Consider the following 20,106-nt stretch of genomic DNA (forward strand, 5'->3'; position numbering starts at 1 on the left):
TACGCGACGGAACCCCCGGGGAGACCTCCTCGGGGAGGCGCAAGCCGGACAGCCGGGCAGCAACGCCGGACGCGACGGCAGCACGCCCGACACCGGGGCATGGCGCCCCGTGTCAGGACGTCGACATCAGTCCGCGAGGGGCAGGTACACCCGGTTACCCGCCGCGGCGAACTCCTTCGACTTCTGAGCCATGCCCTCCTCGATCTCCTCCTTGGACCCGCCATGCGCACGGCGGATGTCCTGGGAGATCTTCATCGAGCAGAACTTAGGCCCGCACATGGAGCAGAAGTGAGCCGTCTTGGCAGGCTCGGCCGGAAGGGTCTCGTCGTGGAACTCCCGTGCCGTGTCCGGGTCGAGAGCCAGGTTGAACTGGTCCTCCCACCGGAACTCGAAGCGGGCGTCGGACAGCGCGTCATCCCACTCCTGCGCACCGGGGTGCCCCTTGGCGAGATCGGCCGCGTGTGCGGCGATCTTGTAGGTGATGACGCCGGTCTTGACGTCGTCCCGGTTGGGCAGGCCCAGGTGCTCCTTGGGCGTGACGTAGCAGAGCATCGCCGTGCCCCACCAGGCGATCATCGCTGCACCGATGCCGGAGGTGATGTGGTCGTAGGCCGGCGCGACGTCGGTGGTCAGCGGGCCGAGCGTATAGAACGGAGCTTCATCGCAGATCTCCTGCTGAAGGTCGATGTTCTCCTTGATCTTGTGCATCGGGACGTGTCCCGGGCCCTCGATCATGGTCTGTACGTTGAAACGCTTGGCAATCGTGTTGAGTTCCCCGAGCGTCCTCAACTCAGCAAACTGCGCCTCGTCGTTGGCGTCCGCGATCGAGCCGGGCCGCAGGCCGTCGCCCAGCGAGTACGTGACGTCGTAGGCGGCGAGGATCTCGCAGAGCTCCTCGAAGTTCTCGTACAGGAAGCTCTCCTTGTGGTGCGCCAGGCACCACGCCGCCATGATCGAGCCACCGCGCGAGACGATGCCGGTCTTGCGGTTGGCCGTCAGCGGTACGAACGGCAGCCGCACGCCCGCGTGGACCGTCATGTAGTCCACGCCCTGCTCGGCCTGTTCGATGACCGTGTCCTTGTAGATCTCCCAGGTCAGCTCCTCGGCCCGGCCGTCGACCTTCTCCAGCGCCTGGTAGAGCGGCACCGTGCCGATGGGGACCGGGGAGTTGCGCAGCACCCACTCACGGGTGGTGTGGATGTTGCGGCCGGTCGACAGGTCCATGACCGTGTCGGCGCCCCAGCGGGTCGCCCAGGTCATCTTCTCGACCTCCTCCTCGATGGAGGAGGTGACCGCGGAGTTGCCGATGTTGGCGTTGACCTTCACCAGGAACCGCTTGCCGATGATCATCGGCTCGATCTCCGGGTGGTTCACATTGGCCGGCAGCACCGCCCGGCCCGCGGCGATCTCCTCGCGGACCACCTCGGGAGAAACGTTCTCCCGGATGGCCACGAACTCCATCTCGGGCGTGACCTCGCCGCGGCGCGCGTACGCGAGCTGCGTGACCGCCGCGCCGTCACGGCTGCGGCGCGGCTGACGCGGCCGTCCGGGGAAGACCGCGTCGAGGTTGCGCAGGCCACCGCGCGGCGAGGTGTGCTTGATGCCGTCGTCCTCGGGACGGACGGGACGCCCCGCGTACTCCGCGGTGTCGCCGCGGGCGATGATCCAGTTCTCCCGCACCGGGGGCAGCCCCCGGCGGACGTCGGTGTCGGCGAGCGGATCGGTGTACGGGCCCGACGTGTCGTACAGCGTGACCGACTGCCCGTTGGTGAGGTGCACCTGGCGGACCGGCACCCGCAGATCGGGGCGTGAACCCTCGACATACGCCTTGTGCCAGCCGATGGACTTCCCGGCCTCCTCGGACTTCTCGTCCTGAACGGAGGCAGGCGTGCGCGCGTCCTTGATGGTCATGAGACCTACTCCCTACGCCGGCATTACCCGGTAACAGGTTCGGCGGTCGACGCAGCGGTATCCGTCTGCCGACGTTTCGTGTGAAACATCACTCGCGATGAGTGATGTTTCATGTGAAACATCGCTGGGACGGAGGTCAGCGCCCTCTCAGCCCGGTGCTCCGAGCTCCCGCGTGTACAAAGGTGGCACCACGCTAGCGTCAATTCGGGCGCGGTGAACAGAGGGCCCCAATCGTTCTTGCGATGATCGGGCGGTGACCACGACGCATGAACCTCCGTACCCACCGCCCGATCCGCCCCGCGGCTCCGGCTCCGGAAACGGCCCCGGAATCGGCCCTGGGCGGGGCAACGGCCGTACAGACGGGCGGGGTTCAGGAGTTCCCGGCGGCAGATACGGCGGCGCTTACGGCCGTGGCCCCGGAGGCGGGAACCAGGACGATCATGCGACTGGGGGCGGGGGCTGGCACGAGCACGGCCCCAGATCCGGTGGGATGCAGGATCGCGGGAGCGGGGTCGGCGGCGGCCAGGGGCACGGACCCGGTCCCGGCGGCTCTTACGAGCGCGGTCCCGAATCCGGCGGCTTGCAGGCGCCGGTTCCCGGCCCGGGTGGCGGGCACGGTCCCGGCTCCGGGGGCGGTCATGGGCATGGTCCCGGCTCCGGAGGCGGTCATGGGCATGGTCCCGGCTCCGGAGGCGGTCATGGGCATGGTCCTGGCTCCGGTGGCGGGCGTGGCGGAGACGACGGTGGCGAGCACGGGCACGGGCACGGGCACAGTCACGCCCACGGTCCGGCCGCTCCTGTCTCCCGGCACCTGCGCAAGGTCATCGCGGCGGTCCTGATCCCGTTCGCCGCGGCGGTGGTGGTGGGGCTTGCGGTGCTGTGGCCGGGCGGTGCCCCGCCGCACGAGCGCACCGGGGTCGGCTTCGACCGGCAGACGCAGCAGGCCACGGTCACCAAGGTGGTCGAGGTGAGCTGCAAGGAGGTGGGGGCCTCGGGGGTACCCCCGACCGGCGACACCTCCACCGCTGAGGGTTCCTCCGCCGTGCAGCAGGAAAGCGGCACCTGCAAGAAGGCGACGATCCGCGTCGACAGCGGCCAGGACAAGGGCCGTACGTTCACGGAGATCGTGCAGCCCGACCAGTCACGGCAGTTGCAGGAGGGCCAGGAGGTCGTGGTCGCCTACGAGCCCTCCGCACCCAAGGACCTGCAGTACTCGGTCACCGACGTGAACCGGCGCGTCCCGTTGGCCGTGCTCGCCGGCATCTTCGCCATCGCCGTCGTGGTCGTCGGGCGGTTGCGGGGTCTCATGGCACTGATCTCGCTGGCCATCAGTTTCGCGGTGCTCAACTTCTTCATCCTGCCCGCGATCCTCCAGGGCTCGAACCCGCTGGTCGTCGCGGTGGTCGGGTCGAGCGCCATCATGCTGATCGCCCTCTACCTGTGCCACGGTCTGTCGGCCCGTACGTCGGTGGCGGTGCTCGGCACGCTGATCTCGCTGCTGCTGATCGGCATCCTCGGGTCGGTGTTCATCGACTGGGCCGCGCTCACCGGCAACACCGACGACAACACGGGCCTCATCCACGGGCTGTATCCGTCGATCGACATGAGCGGTCTGCTGCTGGCAGGCATCATCATCGGTTCGCTCGGTGTCCTCGACGACGTGACGGTCACCCAGACGTCCGCGGTCTGGGAGCTGCACGAGGCCAACCCGACGATGGGCTGGCGCGGGTTGTACCGAGCGGGTATCCGCATCGGCCGCGACCACATCGCGTCCGTCGTCAACACCCTCGTACTCGCTTACGCGGGTGCCGCACTGCCCCTGCTGCTGCTCTTCTCGATCGCGCAGAGCGGCGTGGGGACGGTCGCCAACAGTGAGCTGGTGGCGGAGGAGATCGTGCGCACCCTAGTCGGCTCCATCGGACTGGTCGCGTCCGTGCCCGTCACCACGGCACTCGCGGCCCTGGTGGTCGCGGCCGACCGGCCGGAGAAGGGGGCGGTGCCGGTGGGTACCCAGCCGGTCCCGGCAGGCGGGGCGCCGACCGCGACGGGCGCACAGCCGGCTTCGGGGCGCGGCGGGCGGGGACGTCGGCGGAAGCGGTGACATCGGGGAAGCGGCGGCGTCGGGGATAGCAGGGACGTCGCGGAGCGGGCGTCAGGGAAAGCGGGGGCGTCGGCAGAAGGGTGGCGGACACGGTTCGCCACCCGCGCGCCTCCCGTGCGCCGAACCCGGACCCGGACCCTCGCGCCTACGGCCTTGCAGATCCGGCGTCTTGGGGAGCATGCCCGGCAAGGAAGCGCTCCCATGCGCGCCAGGAGCGCGCGGCGAAGCGTTACGCCACCCCTGACAGCCAACGAGCCTCAGCCCGCGCTCTGCTCCTCCGCGAGGATGCGGTCCAGGGCCTCGTCGAGGTGGGCGTCGAAGTCGGCGAGCGCGCCCTCCTGACCGAGCGGCACCAGCTTGTCGGTGCGGTCGAGAAAGGCCACCAGCGGCGCCACCGAGGAGCGGAACAGCGCCTGGTCGGCACCGACCTGAAGCCGGATCAGGACGTCGCCCAGCGTCTCGGTGCCGGCCGGGGAGACCCGTACATCTCCCTCCCCGCACGGGCGGCCCACCCCGTCGACCAGCAGCTCCCGACCGAAGGCCCAGGTCACGGGGGCGTCGCCGGGCAGGTGGAAGGTCAGCCGTACGGCATAGGGATCACAGGTCTCGTAACGCAACTCCACCGGGATGCGGAAGGAGAGCTCCTCGGACACGAGAAAGCTCATCATGACCTCTGCCTCTACGGACTCGCGCATCGCCCTACCCCGTCGTTTGCAGTCGACTGGCCGGGAACGGACCCCGACACTGGTGGAATCTTGCTGAACGTACACGAGAGATCACAAGGAGTGAGTTTTCAGATACTGATAGAGATCGAGAGTGACCCCAGGAGCCGCCCGATCTCCTCCTGCAGTTGCAGCACCGCCGACAGCAGCCGGTCGGCCTGGTGGGCGGGCAGCGAAATGGCCATCGTCGCGGCTGTGGTGCCCACCGTGATGGGGATGGCAGCGCACACCGTGCCCAGCGCGTACTCCTGACGCTCGGTCACCGGATCCATCCGCCGGGTCCGTTCGAGACGTCGCAGCAGGGTGCGGGTATCGCGCACGGTGTAGGGGGTGATGGACTCCACGGGATGGCGGTCGAGGTGATCACGGCGAGCGTCCTCGTCCAGTTGGGACAGCAGGCACTGACCGATGGCGTGCGCGTGGCCGGTCTCCCGGAAGTCGGCCCATTCCTCGACCGCCGGATTGCCCGGGGTGTCGGAGACGCACATGACCTCGATCTCGCCCTCGCGGTACTGGGCGTAGTAAACCGGGACACCAATGGCGTCACGCCATTGAGCGAGCGCGTCAGCAACCGTGCTGCGACGTTTCTGCGCTGCTGCGCTGCTGCTGAGCCGTACGGCCGCCTCACCGAGGAAGAACAGCCCTTTGTCACGGCGCAGATAGCCCTCGTGCACCAGCGTGCGCAGCAAGTGGTAGGCGGTGGGCAGGGCCAGGCCCACCTCACGGGCGAGTTGCTTGGCCGGGGCGCCGTACTCATGCTCGGCGACACACTCCAGCAGGCGCATCGCGCGCTGGACGGATCCGATGAGCGTCGCGGACTGCGATTGCTCGGCTGAGGCAGGGGAGGCCTGCTGAGGAACCTGGGGGACGGAGGAGCGCGGCTGTTCGAGGGGTGCCTGAGGTCCTGAGGGTGCGGTGTCAACCGTGGCCAAGGGTTACTCCCGAAGCGCGAGGGGGGAGCCCGTGCTGGGGAACACGGGGGGGTGCACGCCGCTCGCGGGGTCGTCCCCGCGTCGATTTCCGGACTCTATTGGCCCGTCACCGCTCGTAGACGCCCAGCTCGGAAAACTTCCCCCGCCCGAGGGAACCGGCGATTCCTGTTACCGCCCACCGGTCCCCACGGCCCCCACGGCCCTCACCAGTCGCTGCGCGACGAGGAGCTCGACGTGAACTTCCGTACGACGTAGATCAGTCCACCGACCAGTGCCACGAAGACCAGCACCTTGAAGAGCAGTCCGATGACGAACCCCACGACACTGGCTATCAGCCCACCGAACACCACCAGTGCGATGACCGGCACCGCGATCCACTTCACCCACCACGGCAGTCCTGCGAAGATCTCACGCATCGCCCTCGTCCTTACCTCTCCGCCCGTTGCTGTGCCGGGTCCTGATCCTTCGAATCTGCTGATTCCTGCACTCGATGCTAGGTCCGGCAGGTGCCGAGCGGACGCCTCGCAGCCCTTGTCCTCCCCTGATCGATCCCCTAGGGAACCCCGAGGCCAAAGGTCAGCTCGCGGGCGGAGAGAACACCACGAGCACCCTCAGGTCCTCGCTGATGTGATGGAACTTGTGGGCCACCCCGGCCGGCACGTACACCACACTGCCGCGCGCCACATGTGTGGTCTCCATGCCGACGGTGATCTGGGCACGGCCGCTCACAACGAAGTAGACCTCGTCCTGGTTGTGCGGCTTCTGTGGATCGTGCGCACCGGCGTCGAGCGCGTACAGACCGACCGACATGTTCCGCTCCCGCAGAAACTGCAGGTAAGCGCCCTCGTTGGCGGCGCGCTCCGCCTCCAGTTCATCCAGCCGGAATGCCTTCATCGCTCTCGTCCGCCCTTGTCCCTGTGCTCGTGACCGATCTCGTCTGCCACGATCAGACACATGAAGAATTTCGTAGTCAAGACGATCGCCAACGCGGGTGCCCTGGCGGTCGCCGTCTGGCTGATAGAAAAGATCACCCTCACCGGTGACAGCACAGGCAAGAAGATCGGCACCCTGCTCATCGTCGCGCTGATCTTCGGCCTGGTGAACTTCGTCGTCAAGCCGATCGTGAAGCTTCTGAGCCTGCCGCTGCTCATCCTGACGCTCGGCCTGTTCACCCTGATCGTCAACGCGCTGATGCTGCTGCTGACCTCGTGGCTCGCCGACAAGGTCGACCTGAGCTTCCACGTCGAGGGCTTCTGGACGGCCGTCCTCGGTGGCCTGATCATCTCGATCGTCTCCTGGGCGCTCAACGTCGTCCTGCCCGACGGGGACTGAGCATCCGATGACCTACCGCGTCTGCTTCGTCTGCACCGGCAACATCTGCCGCTCCCCGATGGCCGAGTCGGTCTTCCGCGCGCGCGTGGCGGAGGCCGGGCTCGACGGCATGGTCGAGGCCGACAGCGCCGGTACCGGCGGCTGGCACGAGGGCGACCCGGCCGACCCGCGCACCGTCTCCGTCCTCGAGGAGCACGGCTACGACAGCGGTCACACGGCCCGCCAGTTCCAGCCGTCCTGGTTCGCGCGCCTCGACCTCGTCATCGCCCTCGACGCCGGTCACCTCAAGGCACTGCGCCGCCTGGCACCCTCACCGAAGGACGCGGCGAAGGTGCGCCTGCTGCGCTCCTACGACCCCGCCGCCGGCGACGACCTCGACGTGCCCGACCCGTACTACGGGGCCATGGACGGCTTCGAGGAGTGCCTTGAGATGGTGGAGGCGGCAAGTACGGGCCTCCTCACGGCGGTCCGCGAACAGGTGGAGGGACAGCCGGTATGAGCAGCACGGATCCTCAAGGAGTGCCTTCCGAGGGGCCGTCTTCCCAAGGGCGGACTTCCGACGGAGACGGCACGCGCGCGGTCCGAGCCGGGCTGCCCGAGCCGGTCGCGTACGAGCCGACCCTGCCCGGCCCCGTGTTCGCCGCCCACTACCACCTGCCGGGCGAGCCCACGGGACCGTACACGTACGGCCGCGACGAGAACCCGACCTGGACCCATCTGGAGCGCGCCATCGGCGGCCTGGAGGCGCCGGGGGAGGACGGCGTCGAGACGCTGGTCTTCGCGTCGGGCATGGCCGCCACCTCGGCGGTGCTCTTCTCCCAGCTGCGGGCCGGGGACGCGGTCGTCCTGCCCAGCGACGGCTACCAGGCCCTGCCCCTGGCACGCGCGCAGTTGGAGGCCTTCGGCATCGAGGTGCGCACGGCACCGACCGGTGGGGACGCCCAGCTCGGTGTCCTGGACGGCGCGAAGCTGCTGTGGATCGAGACCCCGTCGAACCCGGGCCTAGACGTGTGTGACGTCCGGCGGCTCGTCGAAGCGGCACACGCGCGTGGCGCCCTCGTCGCCGTCGACAACACGCTCGCGACGCCGCTCGGCCAGCGCCCGCTGGAGCTCGGCGCCGACTTCTCGGTGGCCAGCGGCACCAAGCAGCTGACGGGACATGGGGACATCCTGCTGGGATACGTCAGCGGCCGCGACGCCGAGGCCATGGCCCCCGTACGGCGCTGGCGCAAGATCGTCGGGGCGATTCCGGGGCCCATGGAGGCCTGGCTCGCGCACCGTTCCCTCGCCACGCTCCAGATGCGTGTGGAGCGGCAGAACGCCACCGCCCTGGCCGTCGCCGAGGCGCTGCAGGAGTGGCCGGAGGAGCTCGGGGTGCGCTATCCCGGGCTGCCGCGCGACCCCTCGTACAAGATCGCCTCGCAGCAGATGCGGCGCTACGGGTGCGTCGTGTCCTTCACGCTGCCCACGCGCGCGCGTGCCGAGCGTTTCCTGGACGCGCTGCGGCTCGTCGACGACGCGACCAGCTTCGGCGGAGTGCGCTCCACGGCCGAACGGCGTGGGCGCTGGGGCGGCGACGCCGTGCCGGAGGGCTTCATCCGTATGTCGGTCGGCGCCGAGGATCCCGAGGATCTGGTGGCCGATGTGCTGCGTGCGCTGGACGAATCGGCCCAGTGACGGGGCCCGCCCGTACGTGCGTCGGTGCCCGGACACGTCGAACGGACGGTCCGAGCCTCCCCCCTCGTGGCTCGGACCGCCCTCGGTTCTGCGCGCGAAGAACCGCGCGAACAAGGCTAGTTGACTGTCTGTCAGTGTCCAATCACAGTAGCGACAGCGACCTATCGACTTATTTATAGTTAGGCCCTGCCCTGGGGGTGGAGAGAAGGGCGGGGAAGGGGAGGGTGTGGCATGGATCTGGCCTTGTTGCGCACTTTTGTGACCGTGCACCGGGCTGGTTCCTTCACCCGCGCCGCCGCCCTGCTCGGCCTGTCGCAGCCGGCCGTGACCTCGCAGATCCGCACCCTGGAACGGCAGTTGGGCCGCCCCCTCTTCCTGCGGCAGGCCCGCGGAGTGACGCCGACGACCATCGGCGACGAACTCGCCCACAAGGCCGCACCTCATCTCGACGCACTGGTGGAGATCACCGAGACCGGTCTCGACGACGAGTCCTCCTTACGATCCCTGCACCTCGCCGGCCCTCCTGAGTTCACCGCCGAGCGGGCCCTGCCCGCGCTCACCGAGCTGACCGGCGAAGAGGGCCAGGGCTTCGCTCTGCGCGCGTCCTTCGGCAACGCCGAGGAGACCCTGGAGGGCCTGGCTGCCGGACATCATGATCTGGCCATCAGTACGGCCCGTCCGCGCGGCGGTCTGCTCACTGCGACGACGCTCTGCGACGAGGTGCACGTGCTGGTCGCCGCGCCCCAATGGGTCGACCGGATCGGCTCGGGGCAGCTGCGCCACAAGGGAGCGCACGCCCTGGAGGACGTCCCGGTGGTGGAAGTGCACGAGTCGCTGCCCTTCGTCTCCCGCTACTGGGCTGCGGTCTACGACTGCCGTCCCGCCGCCCCCGGCACCGTGATCGTCCCCGACCTTCGTGCGGTCCTCGCCTGCGCGGTCGCGGGGGCGGGGCTGGCGGTATTGCCCCGCTATCTGTGCGCGGCCGCCCTGGAGCGCGGCGATGTCGTCGCCCTGCACGATCCGCCGGTGCCACCGCTGCGGACGTACTTCCTGGTGGTCCGCACGGGCACACTGGCGATGCCGCATGTTGCTCGGGCCCATGAGTGGCTGCTGCAGGCGGCTTCCGACTGGGCCTGATCCGGGCATTCAGGGCGTATCCGGGAGCACAGTCGATGCGCTCACACCATGAGCTCGACCGGTGACGTTTCGCGATGTTTCACGTGGAACCAGCCGGGCCACATTTCTCCCATGACCGTCCGACCCGTGGTCAAGCGCACCGCCCGCGCCGTTCTGCTGGACGGCGACGACCTGATCCTGATCAAGCGCACCAAGCCCGGCCTCGATCCCTACTGGCTCACACCCGGTGGCGGGGTCGAGCCGACGGACGCGACCGTCGTCGACGCCCTGCACCGCGAGGTGTACGAGGAGCTCGGCGCCAAGATCGTCGATGTCGTGCCCTGCTTCGTCGACACCGTCGAGCACATCGGCGAGGACGGCGGAGCGACCGGTGTGAAGGTGCAGCACTTCTTCGTGTGCCGCCTGGAGTCCATGGACACGTCCTTGCGGCACGGGCCCGAAGTGGACGAACCCATCGGCGAGTACGAGATCGTGCGTGTGCCGTTCACCCGGGTCGGAATCGCTTCCGTCCACCTCGTACCGCTGTCACTGCGGCACTACCTCGACGGGAACATCGAGGGCGTCCGTGCCATGCACGCCCCCGATCTGGGCTGATCCGACGGCAGACCGCAGTGGCGAGGCTCGTCAGTCCCCGGCGGTGACGAGCTCCTCCACAGAGTCATGGCGTATGCGCTCAAACGGCATGCCAATGCCCCTCAGGGCGTCGACACCGCTGCGGATCATGCCTGGCGGTCCGGATACATAGGCGTCGTACTCGGTCCACGGCCCGTGCTCGCGTATGGCTTCGGGAAGCTGGAGCAGGCCATGCCGGTCCACCACCGGGCGGACATGCAGCCACGGGTGGGACTGCTGGAGGCGGAGCATCGTGTCGATGTCGTACAGGTCCTGGTTGGTGCGGGCGCCGTAGAAGACCTCGACCGATCGCCGTTCGCCGTGCTCGGCGACGTCCTCGACCAGTGCCTTGATGGGCGCTATGCCGGTGCCTCCGCCCACGCAGAGCAGCCCGCTGTCGGTGGTGTGGTCAACGGTCATCGAACCGGCCGGCGGGCCGAGCCGGATGATGTCTCCCGGCCGGGCGCGGTGCACCAGCGCGTTGGAGACCCAACCCGCGGGCACGGCCTTCACATGGAACGTCAGCAGGCCGTCCGAACGGGGCGCCGAGGCGAAGGAGTAGTGCCGCCAGATCCTGGGCCACCAGGGTGTCTCCACGCTTGTGTACTGCCCGGCGAGGAAGGGATACGGCTGGTCGGGGCGGACGGTGAGGACCGCGACGTCCGAGGTTCTGAGGTCGTGCGAGACGACCTCCGCGTACCACCAGGCGGGGGCGCGCAGTTCGTCCGCCGCCGCCGCGTCGATCATGACCTGCGAGATCGTCGTGTACGCCCGGACCCAGGCGGCCTCCATCTCGCCGTCCCAGATTCCGGCGGCGTACTTGCTCAGCGCGCCGACGAGGCACTCGCCGACGGCGGGGTAGTGCTCGGGCCGGGTGCCGTACTTACGGTGTCCGCGGCCAAGGTTCTGCAGGTAGTCGACGAGGACAGGCGTGTTGTCGATGTGCTCGGCCGCGGTGAGCAGCGCCTTCAGCAGCCGGTCCCGCTGGGTGTCCATCGCGGCCGGGAAGAGGGAACGCAGATCGGGGTGGCGTACGAAGAGCAGCGCGTAGAAGTAGGAGGTGACCTTGTCGGCCACGGGGCCGACCTCGGCCATGGTCCGGCGGATCAGGACGGCGTCCGGGGAGACGGGTTGGGCCGGAGCAGGGCGCTGGGTCGGCACGCGCGGTTGGGGGGAGGGCGATGCGAGAGGGGCGGGGCTCGGTGTCTCCGGCCGTGTTGTGGTGGCCTGGGCCGCCCGCATCTCCGGGCGGGCTGCGGTGGCTTGAGCGGCGGCTTGCGGCGCGTGAGCGGAGGCTTGCGGGGCTTGGCCTGAGTACGGGGTGTGGGCGGGCGTCGACGGCGTGGGTTGTATGTGGCTCGGGGCGGTCGCGTCGGGCCTCGATATCGGGGCTGGTGCCCCGCGTTCCGCGTACGGGCGGCTGACGGGGTCCGGTGCTGCGGGGCTCGGTGCTACGGGATCGGAGCCGACGTCCGCAGGGGTGGGCCCGGGCGGAGGCACCGTCGCGGCGGGCTGTGGCGGGCCGGCCGCCGTGGTGGGCTGTGCGGTGTTCTGGGGCGGCGGGGCCGGGCCGTCGCCTGCCGTCGTCCGGCCCACCGGGCGCATCGCCGCCAAGCGGCTGCCCTCTGCCGCCTCCGGTTCGGAGCCCGGAGAAGTCTCCGGCTGCTTGCGGGGCGTGAACCAGCCGCCCCCGCCGCCGGAAGTGCCGTTGTCGGCCGACGTGGTGGTCGGAGCGTCCATGGTGTGCCTCGCCTCGAACATCTTTCGGTCGGTCTGCGCACTTCCCTATCGGAAGGTGCCTGCTTCCCCCGCGACGGCTTGCTTGGCCCCGTTCGTTGCCGCGATCAATACGGCCACATTCAACCCGTATTCACACTCACTACGGACAAGTAGGCGAGAGTGTGACATTGGCCGCAGTACTCTCACCGCAGCATCCCACTGCGTGTGGGCGCTCAGGCCGTATAACCGAGAATGCGGGTCTTCGATCTCTCCGTCCCGTTACGCTGCTTTGCCTTGCGCTCGGTCCGCGTCGACAGTCCGCATCACGGCTCGGACACGAACCGGACTCGACCATACCGGCCGCCGCCTCGATCACAAGTCCCCCCTTGCTCCCTCACGAATTGGGCGAGGGGGCGAACGAGCAATTCCTTCAATTACCGGCTGCTGCGCACCAATTCGTAGGCTTCCCGCAGATCCATCCCCATGTAAGAGCGGGTCGCGAGTCCGGCCGGATGGCGGTCCGCATTGCCCCCCGACGCACTTCATGGATGCTCGCCGTTCGTCCATGTTTCACGTGAAACACCCAGCGCCTCTCGGAGGGCCGTGCGGCGGGCCATGACATGGCCAAAAGCTCGTACGTCTCAACGGAAACGGCTGGACGACCAGGGCAGTAGTCAGACAGCCTGACCTGCGTGCCGACTCCTTCCCTCGCCGCTCTGCCCATCCGCCGTCTGACGCCTCGCGACCGCACCGCCTGCGCCGACTTGTCCGAAGATCGGGGCTGGCCCCGTGAGGAACACAAGTGGCAGTTCCTTCTGACGGCCGGGAAGGGCTACGGGATCGACGACCCCGCCGGCGGGCTTGTCAGCGCCTGTGTCGTCACGGACTACGGACCGCGGGACCGCCCCGATCTGGGGGCCATTGGCATGGTCCTGGTCGCCGAGCGTCATGCGCGCCAGGGCGTCGGACGTCGGCTCATGCGCCACGTCGTCTCCCTGATGGGCACGACACCCCTGACTCTGCACGCGACGCCCAACGGCCAAGGGCTCTACGAGGAAATCGGCTTCAAGGTCACCGGCCGCGCGGAGATGCTGCGTGGGCACTTCAGGGCCGGTGCTGCGGGGTCCTCGGTCGCCACGCGCGCGGCCACCGCCGAGGACCTCAGCGCGATCGTCCGGCTCGACGAGGAGGTGTTCGGCACGGATCGCACGCACATCATCACGCGGCTCCCCGCCTTCACCGACCGGTTGCGCGTCGCCGAGGACAACGGCCGGCTCATCGGATACGCAGGCGCCTGGCCCAACATGGACACGCAGGTCGTGGGCCCACTGGTCGCCCGCGACACGGAGACCGCGAAGGCGCTCATCGCCTCCCTGGCCACCCACACCGACCGCCCGCTGCGCACCGACATCGACGTACGCCATGAGGAACTGCTCGGCTGGGCGAAGGAGCACGGTCTGGTGTCCGTCGCCTTCAACTCGGTGATGACGTACGGCATCTCGGAGCTGCCCGGCGACTGGACCCGGCGATTCGCTCCGGTGACGGTGGCGGCGGGCTGAGGTAGTCGGCTGCGGAGCCGCGAGCTGAAGCGGTCACGGACCACGCCGGTCCCCGTCGGGAACCGGCGTGTCCTTGTTGATGGGTGCCTTGACGGCGTGTCCCGCTGATGCGGTGTGCCGTCAGGCAAGTGCCTCGATCGCGGCTGTCGCGAACTGGTGGTCCTGCTCGGGGGCACCGCCGCCCACGCCGATCGCGCCGACCAGCCGGCCGTCCCGATGGATCGGCACACCGCCCGCGATGAACAGCAGCGGCCGGTCCAGCGCGGTGGGCAGGGTGTGGAACGGGCCACCCGGCTGTACGGCCTCGACGAGATCGGCGGTGGGGGCGTTGAGCTGGAGTGCCGTGTAGGCCTTGCGAGTGCTGGTCTCCCCGGAGATCAGCACGGCTCGGTCGTCCCGCCGGAACGCGAGCAGGTGGCCTCCGGCATCGAGGACGGTGACGCTGACGGTCACTCCGGCGGCCTCGGCGGCACGGTGAGCGGTGGCGACGAGGAGGTCGGCGTCCTGGGTCGTCAGGGGCGTGACGGCGCTGGTGGTGCTCATGGGGGTCTCCTTGATGTGCGGGGCGAAGGTGTGGCGTTGAGGTGCTTGCGTGGGCTGTCACGGGGCCCGATGTGCGGGGGCGGCCCTGACCCCGCACACAGGTCGGCTCAGTGGTGTACGACGGCTCGCTGCTCGGCGGGCGCTGTGCTCGTGACGACCGTGCTGGCGGATGCTCCGTCACGGCGCTCCAGCGCGGCCGAGAGGAACGCGAGCAGCAGGGCGGCCGCGGCGAGGGCGGCGCCGACCCAGTTGGGGGACGTGTAGCCGTAGCCAGCCGCGATGACCATGCCTCCGAGCCAGGCTGCGAGGGCGTTGCCGAGGTTGAAGGCGCCGATGTTCACGGCCGAGGCCAGCGTCGGGGCACCGTGCGCCTGGTCGAGGACCCGCTTCTGGAGCGGGGGGACCGTGGCGAAGCCCAGGGCGCCGATCAGCGCGATGGTGATGGCCGCGAGGACCTTGTTGTGCGCCGTGAGGGTGAAGAGCGCGAGCACGACGGCGAGGGCGCCCAGGGAGACGTACAGCATCGGCATCAGCGCGCGGTCGGCGTACTTGCCCCCGATCAGGTTGCCGCCGACCATGCCGAGGCCGAAGAGGACCAGCAGCCAGGTGACGGAGCCGTCTGCGAAGCCGCCGACATGGGTCATCATCGGCGCGATGTAGGTGATGGCTGCGAAGACACCGCCGAAGCCGAGGACTGTCATCGCCATGGCGAGCAGGACCTGGGCGTTCTTGAACGCGGCCAGCTCATGGCGCAGGTGTACGCCCTGGGGCTTGGGCATGTCGGGGACGAGCTTGGCGATCCCGGCCAGGCCGACCACCCCGAGGGCGGCGACGATGCCGAAGGTGACCCGCCAGCCGGCGGCCTGCCCGACGAACGTGCCCAGCGGGACGCCGACCACATTCGCGACGGTCAGACCGGTGAACATCATCGCGATGGCCCCGGCCTTCTTGTTCGGGGCGACCAGATCGGCCGCGACGACCGAGCCGATGCCGAAGAAGGCACCGTGGGCGAGCGAGGCGACCACACGCCCGATCAGCATGACGGAGAAGCTGGGAGCGAGAGCGGACAGCAGGTTGCCGGCGATGAACAGTCCCATCAGCAGCATCAGCATCCGCTTGCGGGAGACCTTGGTGCCGAGCACGGTCATCAGGGGAGCGCCGAGGACCACGCCGAGGGCGTAGCCGGTCACCAGCAGCCCGGCGGTGGGGATGGTGACCCCGAAGTCGCCCGCGACCTCGGGCAGCAAGCCCATGATCACGAACTCAGTCGTGCCGATTCCGAAGGCCCCGATCGCGAGGGCCAGAAGCGCGAGAGGCATGAAGGGATGCACCTTCCAGAAGATTGCGGGAGCGCTTTACGCTTGATGACAATACTTGCATACGCGTCATACTTGCAAGCGCTGACTATTGCGATCCTGCTCTACTCTGGCTTCAGCCACTCCGGGACGGAGGAAACGCCATGACAGCGACAGACCCCGCGCTCACCGCGCTCGCCCAGGGCTGGTGCGCTCTCTCCCTGCTGCACGGGAGGATCGAGGCGCACATCGAGCGCGCCCTGCAGACCGGGCACGACCTGAGCGTGCGGGAGTACTCCCTGCTCGACGTGCTCAGCCGCCAGCACAGCGGCGAAGGCGGCCACCTGCAGATGAAGCAGGTCGCCGACGCCGTCGTCCTGAGCCAGAGCGCCACCACCCGACTGGTCACCCGGCTCGAGGACCGCGGCCTGCTCTCCCGCTACCTCTGCCCCACCGACCGCCGCGGCATCTACACCGACGTCACCGAAGCAGGCCTGGCGCTCCTCGACGAGGCACGGCCCACCAACGACAAGGCACTGCGCCAAGCCCTCGACGAGGCCGCGACCAATCCCGAGCTGGCCCCACTCGTCCGGGCCGTCGAGACGCTTCACGTCCCCGCCTGAGGCCGCCCGCATAGGGTGCGGGCATGGGAGATCTTGAGATACGAGCCGCCATCGCCGATGACGTCCCCGCGATCGTCGGCATGCTCGCGGACGATCCGCTGGGTGCACAGCGTGAGTCACCGGACGACCTGGCCCCTTACCTGGAGGCACTGGAGCGGCTCAGCGCCGATCAGAACCAGCACCTGGTCGTGGCCGTCCGCGAAGGCCGCGTCATCGGCACGCTCCAGCTCACGATCATTCCCGGGCTGTCCCGGATGGGCGCGACCCGATCCATCATCGAAGGTGTGCGCATCCACACCGACGAGCGCGGCAGCGGCCTGGGTACGCAGCTCATCGAGTGGGCGGTCGACGAATCCCGGCGCCAGAACTGCCAGTTGGTGCAGCTGACCACCGACAAGTCCCGTACCGACGCCCACCGCTTCTATGAGCGGCTCGGATTCACGGCCTCGCACTTGGGCTTCAAGATCCAGCTGTGACGACGGCGGAGCGCCTGTTTCACGTGAAACAGGCGCTCACCTGAAACAGGCGCTCACCCGAACCGTCAGACCGTGCCAGTCCCCCGCCACCCGTCCGGATCCACACCGCCCGGCACAGCGGCCCCCTCGCCGTACGGCTGACGCGTGAAGACGAACGACCCGAGGTCCAGGTGGTCCACGGTCCCGTCGGGGCGTCGTACGGCCCTCAGGAGCTCGCCGGCGTAGTAGCCCTCCAGCCCCGTCCATGTGCCGTCACCGTTGACTCGGAACCGCGAGCGGCGGCCGTTGCCCGACAGTGGCTCCAAGGAGAGCAGCCCGTCGGCCGTCAGCCGCAGCGCGAAGGCGTGTGTCCCCCAGTACCACTGACCGGCCAACTCCAGGGGCACGGCGTCGGCCTCGGTCACCGGACGCCATGGCTCGGGGATGCGGGGCTCGGCTTCGGCAACGATCCGGACGAGGTCGGCGGCGACCGTGAACAGCAACGGACCCGAGGTGCAGTTGGTCAGCACGATGGCTGCGAGACCGTCCTCCACGCTGGCAGTGAGGCAGGCCAGAAAACCCGGCAGGGATCCAGAGTGCCCGATGAAGGTCCTGCCGTCCTGACGGCGGATCTCCAGGCCCAGGCAGTACGCGTACCCACTCGCCACATCCGCCGCCTCCGACGGTGCCGCCGGTGTCCTCATCTCCCGCAGCGACTCGGCGCTCAGCACGCGGTCATCACCCTTGATCAGGAACGCGGCGAAGTTCGCCAAGTCGCCCGTTGTCGACCAGAGTTGACCGGCCGGAGCCATCCGACCGAGGTCTTCGAGGGGCTCGGGAAGCATGACATCGGCCCAGGGATGGACCGCCCAGCCCCCGGCATGCGGCGCCTGCGGTTGCGTACTCGTCCGGTCCAGGCCCAGGGGTTCGAGCACTTCACGCTTGAGTACGTCCTCCCACGGAGCGCCGCGCAGCTTCTCGACCAGAGCGCCCAGCAGCGTATAGCCAGGGTTCGAATAGTGGAAGCGGCGGCCGGCCGGATGCAGGAAGGGTTGCTCGCCCAGGACGTCGGAGAGCTCGGGGCGCAGTGATCCAGGGGTCCGCTCCCACCAGGGTCCAGGCGTCTCGGCCGCCAGCCCGCTGGTGTGCGCGAGCAGTTCGGCGATCGTGGCCTCCCCCGCCGCAGTGCCCGGCAGATGCTTCTCCAGCCGGTCCCCGAGGGCCAACAAGCCCTCGTCGCGCAGTCGCAGGACGAGAACGGCGGTGAAGGTCTTGGTGATGGAGCCGATGCGGTACTGCACGTTCTCATCCGGCCCGTGCCCGTCCACCGAGGTGCGCGAGCCGTGCCACACCGCCCGCCCGTCCCGCACAACCGCGGCGACCAGCGAGGGCGTGCGTCCTTCGGCCTGGGCCACTGCGATGCGGTGCAGCAGCGCTCTACGCGTGGCAGGGAGCAGATCTTCCCGAGGTGTCGTCATGGCCCCAGTCCACCCCGTCGGCCAACGGGAGTCGAGCGCATATCCCCCGAAGCTCGCCATCGCCGCGGGCGGGCCCGATCAGGTCTGCGCCATGTCCACGAATCGTGAGTAGTGCCCCTGGAAGGCGACCGTGATCGTCGCCGTCGGGCCGTTACGGTGCTTGCCCACGATGATGTCCGCCTCGCCCGCGCGGGGCGACTCCTTCTCGTAGGCGTCCTCACGGTGCAGCAGGATCACCATGTCGGCGTCCTGCTCGATGGAGCCGGACTCACGCAGGTCGGACACCATCGGTTTCTTGTCCGTGCGCTGCTCGGGTCCACGGTTGAGCTGCGAGAGCGCGATCACCGGGACCTCCAGCTCCTTGGCCAGGAGCTTGAGGTTACGGGACATGTCCGAGACCTCCTGCTGACGGCTCTCGGAACGCTTCGAACCACCGGCCTGCATCAGCTGCAGATAGTCGATGATCACGAGCTTGATGTCGTTGCGCTGCTTCAGGCGACGGCACTTCGCACGGATTTCCATCATCGACAGGTTCGGGGAGTCGTCGATGTAGAGCGGTGCCGCCGAGACCTCGGGCATCCGCCGCGCCAGGCGGGTCCAGTCCTCGTCCGTCATCGTGCCGGAACGCATGTGGTGCAGCGCCACGCGCGCCTCGGCCGACAACAGGCGCATCGCGATCTCGTTGCGCCCCATTTCCAGGGAGAAGATGACGCTGGCCAGGTTGTGCTTGATCGACGCCGCCCGCGCGAAGTCCAGCGCGAGCGTGGACTTACCCATCGCGGGACGCGCCGCGATAACGACCATCTGGCCTGGGTGCAGACCATTGGTGAGCGAGTCGAGGTCCGTGAACCCGGTCGGCACACCCGTCATCTCGCCGGTGCGGGAGCCGATCGCCTCGATCTCGTCGAGCGCGCCCTCCATGATGTCGCCGAGCGGCAGATAGTCCTCGCTGGTCCGTTGCTCGGTGACAGCGTAGATCTCGGCCTGCGCGCGGTTGACGATCTCGTCGACGTCGTCGTCGGCCGCGTATCCCATCTGCGTGATGCGGGTGCCGGCCTCGACCAGGCGGCGGAGAACGGCCCGCTCGTGAACGATCTCCGCGTAGTACTCGGCGTTCGCCGCCGTCGGCACCGTCTGGACGAGGGTGTGGAGATACGAGGCGCCCCCGACCTTGTTGATCTCGCCGCGCTTGGTGAGTTCGGCGGCGATGGTGATGGGGTCGGCCGGCTCGCCCTTGGCATAGACGTCGAGGATCGCCTGGAAGATCGTCTCGTGGGCGGGCTTGTAGAAGTCGTGGCCCTTGATGACCTCGACGACATCGGCGATGGCGTCCTTGGACAGGAGCATGCCGCCGAGGACGGACTGCTCGGCGTCGAGGTCCTGGGGCGGCACCCGCTCGAAGGCCGAACCGCCGCCGTCCCACTGACCGTTGTCCCGGCCGCGATCGTGCTGCTCGTCACGGCCTCGGCCGCCGTCGCCCTGTCGGCGGGATGCAGGCAGACGATCACTGGGGCCGCTGTCGGCCCACGGGTCGTCCAAGGGCTCGGAAATGCTCACCGAGCAGCCTCCTCCCGTCCGCCGAGCGGACCTCGCCGTGCCCCTCTGTTCTACGGCACGGCACTGACAAATGAGAGGCCCAACTCCGGCTCCGGCACGTCTGTTGTATGGCGGTTTCCCGGGCCGACGGACGGAGTGGGCGCCGGACCACGGTAGGCCTGCCGGCACCGTCAGCCAATCTGGTTATCCACAGGCCATGTGGACGACGGCCCCGATGCTGTGGAGAACTCCACAAAACCTGTGCACGACACGGTGGACAGCCCTGTGAACAAGCCCCCATGAATTCTCGATCAGCAGCTCTGACCTGGCGCTTTGCCATCCACCGGCTGTGCAGAAGAAAAACTTCCCCAGTCGGACCAAGATCGCTTCGAACGGTGCGCGAGAGCACACACCACGAGACGGCAAGTAAGGGTCAGTGCATCATTGCATCTCTTACCTGTGGACGATTAGATT

19 protein-coding genes, 1 pseudogene and 1 riboswitch are annotated in these 20,106 nt (G+C 68.7%); of the genes and pseudogenes, 9 read left to right on the forward strand and 11 right to left on the reverse strand.

The features are described from left to right. Positions 1-126 precede the first annotated feature (126 nt). Positions 127-1,911: a phosphomethylpyrimidine synthase ThiC gene (gene thiC / locus AB5J55_RS20870; protein WP_369272134.1), complete on the reverse strand. Its 1,785-nt coding sequence runs from the start codon at positions 1,909-1,911 to the stop codon at positions 127-129. Continuing rightward, positions 1,904-2,093: riboswitch (TPP riboswitch) on the reverse strand. Its footprint overlaps the gene before it by 8 nt. 308 nt (positions 2,094-2,401) lie before the next feature. Between thiC and AB5J55_RS20875 the strand changes: the two genes are divergently transcribed. Further along, positions 2,402-4,012: a YibE/F family protein gene (locus AB5J55_RS20875; protein WP_369272135.1), complete on the forward strand. Its 1,611-nt coding sequence runs from the start codon at positions 2,402-2,404 to the stop codon at positions 4,010-4,012. A gap of 257 nt (positions 4,013-4,269) precedes the next feature. Here the strand turns inward: AB5J55_RS20875 and AB5J55_RS20880 are convergent, their stop codons facing one another. The 4 genes from AB5J55_RS20880 to AB5J55_RS20895 form a co-directional block, all read right to left on the reverse strand. After that, entirely contained in the window at positions 4,270-4,707 is a 438-nt protein-coding gene (locus AB5J55_RS20880; RefSeq protein ID WP_362386916.1) for an SsgA family sporulation/cell division regulator, read from the reverse strand. 98 nt (positions 4,708-4,805) lie between these two features. Beyond that, entirely contained in the window at positions 4,806-5,666 is an 861-nt protein-coding gene (locus AB5J55_RS20885) for an IclR family transcriptional regulator (RefSeq protein ID WP_369272136.1), read from the reverse strand. Positions 5,667-5,869: 203 nt separating this feature from the next. Further along, positions 5,870-6,082: a DUF5326 family protein gene (locus tag AB5J55_RS20890; RefSeq protein WP_030048440.1), complete on the reverse strand. Its 213-nt coding sequence runs from the start codon at positions 6,080-6,082 to the stop codon at positions 5,870-5,872. 160 nt (positions 6,083-6,242) lie between these two features. Next, entirely contained in the window at positions 6,243-6,560 is a 318-nt protein-coding gene (locus AB5J55_RS20895) for a cupin domain-containing protein (RefSeq protein WP_328426167.1), read from the reverse strand. 60 nt (positions 6,561-6,620) lie between these two features. Here AB5J55_RS20895 and AB5J55_RS20900 point away from each other — a divergent pair, with 60 nt between their 5' ends. The 5 genes from AB5J55_RS20900 to AB5J55_RS20920 all read left to right on the forward strand — a co-directional run bounded on the left by AB5J55_RS20900 (position 6,621) and on the right by AB5J55_RS20920 (position 10,406). Continuing rightward, positions 6,621-6,998 carry a phage holin family protein gene (locus AB5J55_RS20900; protein WP_369272137.1) on the forward strand — a complete coding sequence of 126 codons (378 nt, stop codon included), beginning with the start codon at positions 6,621-6,623 and terminating at the stop codon, positions 6,996-6,998. Positions 6,999-7,005: 7 nt separating this feature from the next. Next, complete coding sequence (locus tag AB5J55_RS20905; RefSeq protein WP_369272138.1) at positions 7,006-7,497, forward strand: low molecular weight protein-tyrosine-phosphatase; 492 nt, start codon at positions 7,006-7,008, stop codon at positions 7,495-7,497. After that, positions 7,494-8,675 (forward strand): cystathionine gamma-lyase, encoded by a 1,182-nt coding sequence (locus AB5J55_RS20910; RefSeq protein ID WP_369272139.1) that lies wholly within the window; start codon positions 7,494-7,496, stop codon positions 8,673-8,675. The genes AB5J55_RS20905 and AB5J55_RS20910 overlap by 4 nt, the downstream gene beginning before the upstream one ends. A gap of 231 nt (positions 8,676-8,906) precedes the next feature. Then, the gene (locus tag AB5J55_RS20915; protein ID WP_369272140.1) at positions 8,907-9,812 is read left to right on the forward strand and encodes a LysR family transcriptional regulator; all 906 of its coding nucleotides are present in this window, start codon (positions 8,907-8,909) and stop codon (positions 9,810-9,812) included. A gap of 111 nt (positions 9,813-9,923) precedes the next feature. Next, the gene (locus AB5J55_RS20920) at positions 9,924-10,406 is read left to right on the forward strand and encodes an NUDIX domain-containing protein (protein ID WP_369272141.1); all 483 of its coding nucleotides are present in this window, start codon (positions 9,924-9,926) and stop codon (positions 10,404-10,406) included. Positions 10,407-10,436: 30 nt separating this feature from the next. Here AB5J55_RS20920 and AB5J55_RS20925 read toward each other — a convergent pair whose 3' ends face one another. Both AB5J55_RS20925 and AB5J55_RS20930 read right to left on the reverse strand, forming a co-directional pair. After that, positions 10,437-12,185, reverse strand: coding sequence for a globin domain-containing protein (locus AB5J55_RS20925; RefSeq protein WP_369272142.1), 1,749 nt, complete (start codon positions 12,183-12,185; stop codon positions 10,437-10,439). Between the two features lie 392 nt (positions 12,186-12,577). Continuing rightward, positions 12,578-12,670, reverse strand: a pseudogene (locus tag AB5J55_RS20930) (hydrolase); the annotation flags it as partial. A 165-nt stretch (positions 12,671-12,835) separates the two neighbouring features. Here AB5J55_RS20930 and AB5J55_RS20935 point away from each other — a divergent pair. Continuing rightward, positions 12,836-13,702, forward strand: coding sequence for a GNAT family N-acetyltransferase (locus AB5J55_RS20935; RefSeq protein ID WP_369272143.1), 867 nt, complete (start codon positions 12,836-12,838; stop codon positions 13,700-13,702). 120 nt (positions 13,703-13,822) lie between these two features. Here AB5J55_RS20935 and AB5J55_RS20940 read toward each other — a convergent pair whose 3' ends face one another. Continuing rightward, positions 13,823-14,245, reverse strand: coding sequence for a heme-binding protein (locus tag AB5J55_RS20940; protein ID WP_369272144.1), 423 nt, complete (start codon positions 14,243-14,245; stop codon positions 13,823-13,825). A 107-nt stretch (positions 14,246-14,352) separates the two neighbouring features. Next, complete coding sequence (locus AB5J55_RS20945; RefSeq protein ID WP_369272145.1) at positions 14,353-15,564, reverse strand: MFS transporter; 1,212 nt, start codon at positions 15,562-15,564, stop codon at positions 14,353-14,355. 140 nt (positions 15,565-15,704) lie between these two features. Between AB5J55_RS20945 and AB5J55_RS20950 the strand changes: the two genes are divergently transcribed. Together AB5J55_RS20950 and AB5J55_RS20955 are read left to right on the forward strand one after the other, a co-directional pair. Continuing rightward, positions 15,705-16,163, forward strand: a complete 459-nt coding sequence (locus AB5J55_RS20950; protein ID WP_369272146.1) for a MarR family winged helix-turn-helix transcriptional regulator — start codon at positions 15,705-15,707, stop codon at positions 16,161-16,163. Between the two features lie 23 nt (positions 16,164-16,186). Further along, positions 16,187-16,639 (forward strand): N-acetyltransferase family protein, encoded by a 453-nt coding sequence (locus AB5J55_RS20955; RefSeq protein ID WP_369272147.1) that lies wholly within the window; start codon positions 16,187-16,189, stop codon positions 16,637-16,639. Between the two features lie 65 nt (positions 16,640-16,704). On the opposite strand, the gene AB5J55_RS20960 is transcribed toward AB5J55_RS20955, so the two are convergent. Together AB5J55_RS20960 and dnaB are read right to left on the reverse strand one after the other, a co-directional pair. Further along, the gene (locus AB5J55_RS20960; protein WP_369272148.1) at positions 16,705-18,096 is read right to left on the reverse strand and encodes a serine hydrolase domain-containing protein; all 1,392 of its coding nucleotides are present in this window, start codon (positions 18,094-18,096) and stop codon (positions 16,705-16,707) included. 78 nt (positions 18,097-18,174) lie between these two features. After that, positions 18,175-19,653 (reverse strand): replicative DNA helicase, encoded by a 1,479-nt coding sequence (gene dnaB / locus AB5J55_RS20965; protein WP_369272149.1) that lies wholly within the window; start codon positions 19,651-19,653, stop codon positions 18,175-18,177. Positions 19,654-20,106 lie beyond the last annotated feature (453 nt).

Source organism: Streptomyces sp. R11 (assembly GCF_041051905.1).
GTDB lineage: Bacteria > Actinomycetota > Actinomycetes > Streptomycetales > Streptomycetaceae > Streptomyces.

Coding starts and splice junctions, on each gene's coding strand:
- thiC (WP_369272134.1), bottom strand. CDS start 1,911: ATGACCATCAAGGACGCGCGCACGCCTGCCTCCGTTCAGGACGAGAAG.
- AB5J55_RS20875 (WP_369272135.1), top strand. CDS start 2,402: ATGCAGGATCGCGGGAGCGGGGTCGGCGGCGGCCAGGGGCACGGACCC.
- AB5J55_RS20880 (WP_362386916.1), bottom strand. CDS start 4,707: ATGCGCGAGTCCGTAGAGGCAGAGGTCATGATGAGCTTTCTCGTGTCC.
- AB5J55_RS20890 (WP_030048440.1), bottom strand. CDS start 6,082: ATGCGTGAGATCTTCGCAGGACTGCCGTGGTGGGTGAAGTGGATCGCG.
- AB5J55_RS20895 (WP_328426167.1), bottom strand. CDS start 6,560: ATGAAGGCATTCCGGCTGGATGAACTGGAGGCGGAGCGCGCCGCCAAC.
- AB5J55_RS20900 (WP_369272137.1), top strand. CDS start 6,621: ATGAAGAATTTCGTAGTCAAGACGATCGCCAACGCGGGTGCCCTGGCG.
- AB5J55_RS20905 (WP_369272138.1), top strand. CDS start 7,006: ATGACCTACCGCGTCTGCTTCGTCTGCACCGGCAACATCTGCCGCTCC.
- AB5J55_RS20910 (WP_369272139.1), top strand. CDS start 7,494: ATGAGCAGCACGGATCCTCAAGGAGTGCCTTCCGAGGGGCCGTCTTCC.
- AB5J55_RS20915 (WP_369272140.1), top strand. CDS start 8,907: ATGGATCTGGCCTTGTTGCGCACTTTTGTGACCGTGCACCGGGCTGGT.
- AB5J55_RS20920 (WP_369272141.1), top strand. CDS start 9,924: ATGACCGTCCGACCCGTGGTCAAGCGCACCGCCCGCGCCGTTCTGCTG.
- AB5J55_RS20925 (WP_369272142.1), bottom strand. CDS start 12,185: ATGTTCGAGGCGAGGCACACCATGGACGCTCCGACCACCACGTCGGCC.
- AB5J55_RS20940 (WP_369272144.1), bottom strand. CDS start 14,245: ATGAGCACCACCAGCGCCGTCACGCCCCTGACGACCCAGGACGCCGAC.
- AB5J55_RS20945 (WP_369272145.1), bottom strand. CDS start 15,564: ATGCCTCTCGCGCTTCTGGCCCTCGCGATCGGGGCCTTCGGAATCGGC.
- AB5J55_RS20950 (WP_369272146.1), top strand. CDS start 15,705: ATGACAGCGACAGACCCCGCGCTCACCGCGCTCGCCCAGGGCTGGTGC.
- AB5J55_RS20955 (WP_369272147.1), top strand. CDS start 16,187: ATGGGAGATCTTGAGATACGAGCCGCCATCGCCGATGACGTCCCCGCG.
- AB5J55_RS20960 (WP_369272148.1), bottom strand. CDS start 18,096: ATGACGACACCTCGGGAAGATCTGCTCCCTGCCACGCGTAGAGCGCTG.